Annotated in this window: 4 protein-coding genes and 1 pseudogene; 2 read left to right on the top strand and 3 right to left on the bottom strand. The window is 68.8% G+C overall.

What is annotated here, in order from left to right; genetic code table 11:
- Position 1 precedes the first annotated feature (1 nt).
- Positions 2-824: pseudogene (locus FNH05_RS31890) on the top strand (transposase family protein).
- A 12-nt stretch (positions 825-836) separates the two neighbouring features.
- On the opposite strand, the gene FNH05_RS38450 reads toward FNH05_RS31890, so the two are convergent.
- On the bottom strand, positions 837-989 hold the full coding sequence (locus tag FNH05_RS38450) for a hypothetical protein (protein ID WP_186382840.1): 153 nt from the start codon (positions 987-989) through the stop codon (positions 837-839).
- Between the two features lie 104 nt (positions 990-1,093).
- Entirely contained in the window at positions 1,094-1,957 is an 864-nt protein-coding gene (locus FNH05_RS31885) for a class I SAM-dependent methyltransferase (RefSeq protein ID WP_144592561.1), read from the bottom strand.
- A 260-nt stretch (positions 1,958-2,217) separates the two neighbouring features.
- Between FNH05_RS31885 and FNH05_RS31880 the strand changes: the two genes are divergently transcribed.
- Positions 2,218-3,606, top strand: coding sequence for an MFS transporter (locus FNH05_RS31880; RefSeq protein ID WP_186382839.1), 1,389 nt, complete (start codon positions 2,218-2,220; stop codon positions 3,604-3,606).
- A gap of 81 nt (positions 3,607-3,687) precedes the next feature.
- On the opposite strand, the gene FNH05_RS31875 is transcribed toward FNH05_RS31880, so the two are convergent.
- Entirely contained in the window at positions 3,688-4,911 is a 1,224-nt protein-coding gene (locus FNH05_RS31875; RefSeq protein WP_144592559.1) for an oxygenase MpaB family protein, read from the bottom strand.
- Positions 4,912-5,153 lie beyond the last annotated feature (242 nt).

The following is a 5,153-nucleotide window of genomic DNA, read 5'->3' as shown; positions in this document are numbered from 1 at the left end:
CGTGATTGCCTATCGTGCCATCCTCGATGTGCCCCGCGCACTCGCCCAGTACCTTGGCCGTCTGCTGCGGGCGGAGCGGCGTGAACGCTGCACCCCGCGCCGCAGCAGAGCCCTGACCTGTTTCCGGCAGCTGTTCGCGCTGGTTTCGTGAAAGTCGTGATGTTCCCGCGCTGGCGCGCGACCACGGCATCTCACGCGCCACCGGCTACCGTTACCTGGCCGAGGCGATCGATGTGCTGGCCATGCGGGCACCGGAGTTGCACGAGGCTCTGCGCAATGCCAAGGCCGATGGCGCCACGCACGTCGTGTTGGACGGCAAGCTGTTCGCCAGCGATCGGCTGGGCGAGGAGACCCTCAGCGTCAAGGGCGAGCAGATCGACGCCTGGTATTCCGGCAAGGCCCGCGAACCTGGTGGCAACGTTCAGGCCGTGATGGCCCCCGACGGGTTCCCGCTGTGGGTCTCCGACGTGGCACCCGGCTCGGTGCACGATCTGATCGCGGCCCGCGAGCATGTGCTCGGCGCCCTGTACTGGGCCGCCTCCCAACTCGACCTGCCCACCCTGGCCGACAGCGGCTACGACGGCGCCGGGATCGGCGTGCTCACCCCGGTCAAACAACCCGCAGAAGGGCAGGTCCTCGACGTGGACACGCGCACCTACAACGCGCTACTGCGCAGCGTCCGCTGCCTCGGAGAACGCGGGTTCGCGCTGCTCACCGGCCGATGGCGATCATTGCGCCACATCACCACAAGCCCTCGCAGAATTGGTGACATCGTCAAAGCCGCACTCGTACTCACCCATTTTGAACACGGTCGGCTCACATGAAATTCTGTGAGATCAGCCCAGTGCGTGTTCAGCACGGGCGCGGATGCCGCGGTGTGTGGTGTTGAGTTGTTCCTTCCCTTCAGACAGATCGTTGCCGTCGGCTGGTTGGTAGGTCGCCGCCGGAACGATCCACTCCGAACACGACGCCGAAATCACCCGCACCACGCCGTGATCAACTATCACGCCAGCCCACCCCGCCCTTCCAGCGGGCTACGAGACAGCGGCTCGTCCGCGACACCCCGCCGGTGGAGTGTCGCGGAGAGCGTCGTTCATGCCGCCGCGCCGGTCCGGGTGGCGTGGACCAGCCAGAGGTCGGCGCGCAGCACGACGCCGGGGCCGGACTCGAATTCCCGGAGGTTCGCGGTGACCGCGGCGCGCGCTCCGGCGACGGCGTCGGGGTCGGCACCGGAGAGGTTGAAACGCATCGGCCCCATGGCGAAGAGGAACTCGCTCGCGTCTTCGGGATCCGAGCCGAACACCATCGGGACGGTGATCGCGGTGCTGGTCACCCCGGTGAATCCGGAGTCGGTGAGCACATGCCGGATCACGTCGGGCTCGGCCAGAGAGGTGGGGCCGGGACTCGCGTCGGCTTCCGCTGCGGGCGCCGCCTGCCGCATCAGTGTCAACAATGGTGCCAGCGCGTGAGCGAAGTCCGAAGCCGGAGTGGCGTTCTGCGGGCAGACGAAAGCCAGGCGGCCGCCGGGGCGCAGGGCGCGGGCGATGTTGGTGAACGCCGCGATGGGGTCGGCGAAGAACATGATTCCGCCGCGGCTGATCGCGATGTCGAACGAGCCGTCCGGGAAGGGGTGGACCTGGGCGTCGCCCTGCACGAAGGAGACGTTCTCGATGCCGTCGTTCCAGGCCGCTTTCCGCGCCGCGGCGAGCATGGGTGCGGACAGGTCGATGCCGGTCGCCGTACCCTGAACCGCCTGCCCGGCGGCCAGGCGGGTGGTGCGGCCGGTGCCGCAGCCGATGTCGAGCACCCGGCTGGCCGGGGTGATCGCGGCGGCGTCCAGCAGGGGCTGGTTCATGCCGTCGTTGACGGCGTCGTACCGCTCGCGCTCCTCGGCCCAGTGACGGCCCTCGTAACCGTTCCACGCCTCGGCCTGCCCGGTGTTGGCGATGGTCTGCATGATGTCCTCGTTTCTGGTTCGGCAGGAAGGCGAATTCCCGCGATCGAGACCTCAACCATGCAGGCAGGAAGGGGTTGCCGGCATCGCACCGGGGACGGCTTCGCGCCCTACCGTCCGCGATGCACACGGTCCGGAACTACCTCCCCGGAGGTAGTTCCGGTCTGCAACGGGCCGGAGCCGCCTGCCGGTTCCCGAGGGTGACCCTGTCAGGTCCACCCTGGCCCGTTGTCCGACCGGAGCGAACGCAGCACTGTGGTGCGGTGCCTACAGAACTCGCTCCCGGCCGTCCGGCCGTCCCGCATGACTCGAGGGCGCGCTGGACCTTGGCCGCCGCCTGCTTCGGTTTCCTGATGGTCGGGTTGGACGCGACGATCGTGAACGTCGCCCTGCCCACCTTGGGGCGGCAGCTGGGCGCGGGGCTGGCCCAGCTGCAGTGGGTGGTGGACGGCTACACCCTGATGTTCGCCGCCCTCCAGCTCATCGGTGGCTCGCTGAGCGACCGGCTGGGCGCGCGGCGCGCGTTCGTGGTGGGGTTGAGCGTGTTCGTGCTCGCCTCGCTGGGGTGCGGGGTGGCGGTGTCGCCGGAGATGCTCATCGCGGCGCGGTTCGTCCAGGGGATCGGCGCCGCCCTGCAGTTGCCGTCGTCGCTGGCGATGATCCGGCATGCCTACCCCGACGCGGAGCGGCGGACGAAGGCGCTCGGGCTGTGGGCGGCGGCAGGCGGAGGTGCCGTGGCGGCAGGGCCGGTGCTCGGCGGTGTGCTCCTCATCGCGCTCGGATGGCGATCGCTGTTCCTGGTCAATCTGGTGATCGGGCTGGGCGGTCTGCTGACGGCGGCCATGGCGGCCGCGGCACCGGGTGGCGGTGCCGCGGGAAAACGGCGGCTCGACCTGCCGGGCCAGGTGGCGGTGATGCTGTCCCTGGCCGGGCTGACCTTCGGGCTGATCGAGGGAGGCACCGCGGGCTGGACCAGGCCGCCGGTGGTGGCCGCGGTGGCGGTGGCCGTGGTCTGCGGAGCGTTCTTCGTGTGGTGGGAACGGCGGGTGCCGGACCCGATGCTGCCGATGGGGCTGTTTTCGCGTCCCGCGTTCTCCTCGGCCTCGGTGGCCGGTTTCGTGCTGAACTTCGCCTACTACGGAATCGTGTTCCTGCTGAGCCTTTTCCTGCAGAACGAGCGGGGAGACTCGGCGCTGACCACCGGCCTGGTCTTCCTGCCGATGAGTGTCGCCACGACGCTGTCCAATGTGGTCGGTGGCAGGCTGAGCGGACGGTTCGGCACCCGGTTGCCGATGGTGGGCGGCCAGTTCGTGTTCGCCCTCGGTCTGCTGGGCCTGCTGCTGGCCGGGCCCGGCGCGCCGGACTGGGTGATCTGGCTGGTCACGATCCCGGTGGGGCTCGGTTGCGGGGTCGCGGTTCCCGCGCTGACCGCCGCGGTGCTGGAGGTGGTCGAGCCGGCGCACGCCGGGGTGGCCTCGGCGGAACTGAACACGGCCCGGCAGATGGGCGGTGCCGTCGGGGTCGCGCTGTTCGGCACCCTGATCGCGGGTGCCTTCGTTCCGGGCCTCCGGTTGTCGTTGCTCATCGCCGCGTTCGCGCTGCTGGCGAGCGCGCTGGTGACGGCCTACTGGGGCCGCGAACCGAGACGCTGACGCCTCGAGCCGGTGGTCCCTGCCGGTCCGGGAGGGCTTCGTTCCTCCCGGACCGGCAGGAACGCAGCCGCACCGGAGCGTTCACAACGGGCGGTTGGCGTCCGGGATTTCGATGCTGATGGGCTTTGCTTCGGACAGGAAGAGCAGTGCCGCCTGGCGCAGGAACTCGTCGAAGGTCCAGTAGGCCGCCGGGGCCGCGGGGAAGGGCAGCAGGCCTTCGCGGACCGCGATGAACGGCCCCCAGGCTTGCTGCAGGAGCGGGTCCCAGACCGGTTCCGCCGGGATCTGCAGCCATTCGGCGATCTGGTCGCCGAGCATGAAGCGGGTGAAGGCACCGAGCACGTGCGAGGTCAGGATGCCACCGTCGATCGAAGAGCCGAGGTTGAGCAGGATGTGGGCGAGGTCGACACCCTCGCTCGTCGGGGCCAGCACCGGGTCCAGGACCTGCGTGGCCTGGGCGTTGGCCTCGTCCCAGGAAGCGGGGGTGTATTCGTCCATGATGCCGAGCAGGTGCGCGGTCAGCTGCCATGAGTGCAGGAAGGATTCGGACTCGGCGGCGGGGATCGGCACCGTCCAGTCGGTCAGCCTCCGCATCACGGTCGTGGGCAGGCTGTGCCAGGTGACCAGCATGTCCCGCTGGCTGATCGGTATCGTCTGGTCGGCGGTCTGCGGCCAGTAGGGCGACTGCGGAAGCAGGTGGCGCACGGCCGCGTGCACGAGCCGGGTCTTGACGCAGGTCACGATCATCTCGCCGTCGGGCTGGAAAGCGTTGCGTGTCCCGAGGTCGTAGCCGAGTTTGGCGGTCTTGGAGATGCGGTCCTTCATGTTCGCGCCGCCCTTGGAGTAGTACACGGCGCGCGCCTCGTGGGGAATGACCGTGCTCATCATGCCGCTGGCCAGCCCGTACAGCACCCCGAGGTAGAGCCCTCGCTTCTCGTTGAAGTCGAACGCGGTGGCCAGCTTGCCCTGATCGGCCCAGGACGGCAGGCCGCGGGCTCGTTCCATGAAGTCCCGCAGGTCCGCGGGCAGCCCGTCGGGCAGCGGCTGGCCGTTCTTGGTCCAGGTCCGCAGTGCCTCGTTGACCTTGGTGACCTCGCCCCGGTCGATGATCGAGGCGAGCAACGGATCGGCCTCCGGGTCCCACACCCACCGCGGGTCGGCGCCGTCGCCCGTCCCCGCCACCGAACCCCGGGACGACCACGTCCACAGCGATTGCGCCTGCGCGGGCGCGGCGAGACCCGCCGCGCCGAGGACCCCCAACGCCCCACCAGCCTTCAACGCGTGGCGCCTGGTGATTTTGTCCATGTTTTCACTTCTCCTCGAGACCGGGAGCAGTTACACCGACTGATACAGTGATACGCGATATGATTCTCTGTATCAGACCTATGACACCACGGAGTGTCGGCCATCACAAGACCTAAGAGCGCGTCTCATGTGGTGAGTTTTCGAAGTTTCTTCCAGCTGGTTATGGCGGCTCCGAGTTGGAGGAATGCGAGGAAGTGTTTGGCTTTGCGTTCGTAGCGCAGGGTCAGGCGTCGGTATCCGGT

The organism is Amycolatopsis rhizosphaerae (assembly GCF_007713715.1).
Classification (GTDB): Bacteria; Actinomycetota; Actinomycetes; order Mycobacteriales; family Pseudonocardiaceae; genus Amycolatopsis_E; species Amycolatopsis_E rhizosphaerae.
Note: the sequence above shows the minus strand (reverse complement) of the source record. Positions and strands in the feature narration are given on the sequence as shown.

What these genes read in the sequence shown, in the direction of transcription:
- FNH05_RS31885 (WP_144592561.1), bottom strand. Translation starts at nt 1,957, where the DNA reads ATGCAGACCATCGCCAACACCGGGCAGGCCGAGGCGTGGAACGGTTAC.
- FNH05_RS31875 (WP_144592559.1), bottom strand. Translation starts at nt 4,911, where the DNA reads ATGGACAAAATCACCAGGCGCCACGCGTTGAAGGCTGGTGGGGCGTTG.